Here is a 439-nt window from a genome sequence, read left to right on the forward strand (position 1 = left end):
GACAAGGTGCGGTATATCACGAACGATTCGGGCGTGGCTGAGGTTAGTGAAACGGGAGTGGTGCAGGCGAAGAAAACGGGTGAGACTCATATTCTGATTCGGACTCCGGGCCGTACGCTGAGTGCCGATGTGGGAGTGATTGACAAACCGATTGCGAAGTACCCCACGATTGAAACGCGCAACATCATTGATGAAGAGGTGTTTGGGAAGCTGCGGCGTTTCCACATTCTGCCCTCCGAGATGTCAAGCGATCAGGAGTTTTTGCGGAGGGTATGTCTGGATCTGACGGGGACGCTGCCGCCTCCGAAACGGGTGCGGGAGTTCACTGCGGATAAGGACCTGCGGAAACGCACTCGCTTAATTGAGATCCTGCTGAACTCGCCCGAATACGTCGATTACTGGAGCTTCCGATTCGGCGATCTACTGCGCGCTACGTTTG

Annotated in this window: 1 protein-coding gene; it reads left to right on the forward strand. The window is 55.1% G+C overall.

Annotated features, from left to right (window positions below; all coding sequences use genetic code 11):
• Positions 1–33 precede the first annotated feature (33 nt).
• Positions 34–439 (forward strand): DUF1549 domain-containing protein (locus I6F37_RS46510; RefSeq protein WP_225154425.1); only part of this gene is annotated, 406 nt, incomplete at its 3' end.

It is taken from the genome of Bradyrhizobium sp. NBAIM08 (assembly GCF_020193935.1).
Lineage (GTDB): Bacteria > Pseudomonadota > Alphaproteobacteria > Rhizobiales > Xanthobacteraceae > Bradyrhizobium > Bradyrhizobium yuanmingense.